Genomic DNA, 578 nt, shown 5'->3' on the forward strand with positions numbered 1-578 from the left:
GGGGCGGCCCATGGAGCCGGTCTTGAGGGGCTGGCCGGGGCTGTTGGAGACCTGGACGGCGGTCTCGGTCTGCCCGAAGCCGTCCCGGATGGTCACGCCCCAGGCGCGGCGGACCTGTTCGATGACCTCGGGGTTGAGGGGCTCGCCGGCCGCCACGGCCTCGCGCGGCGGGGTGCGCAGCTGGGTGAGGTCGGCCTGGATGAGCATGCGCCACACGGTGGGCGGGGCGCAGAACGTCGTGACGCCCGCCCGGTCCATCTCGGCCATCAGACGGGCCGGGTCGAAGCGCGTGTAGTTGTGGATGAAGACGGTCGCCTCCGCGTTCCACGGCGCGAACAGGTTGGACCAGGCGTGCTTGGCCCAGCCCGGCGAGGAGATGTTCAGGTGGACGTCACCGGGTTCGAGGCCGATCCAGTACATGGTCGCCAGGTGCCCGATCGGGTACGAGGCGTGGGTGTGCTCGACCAGCTTGGGGCGGGCCGTCGTACCGGAGGTGAAGTACAGCATCAGCGGATCGCCGGCCAGGGTCGGCCCGTCGGGCAGGAACTCCGCGGAGGCCGCGTACGCGTCCTCGTACG

1 protein-coding gene is annotated in these 578 nt (G+C 71.3%); it reads right to left on the reverse strand.

Annotated elements, in window-relative coordinates; translation table 11 throughout:
- Nucleotides 1–578 (reverse strand): AMP-binding protein (locus KUM49_RS37660; protein WP_217241475.1); only part of this gene is annotated, 578 nt, incomplete at both ends.

It is taken from the genome of Streptomyces sp. AC555_RSS877 (genome assembly GCF_019049245.1).
Taxonomy (GTDB): Bacteria; Actinomycetota; Actinomycetes; order Streptomycetales; family Streptomycetaceae; genus Streptomyces.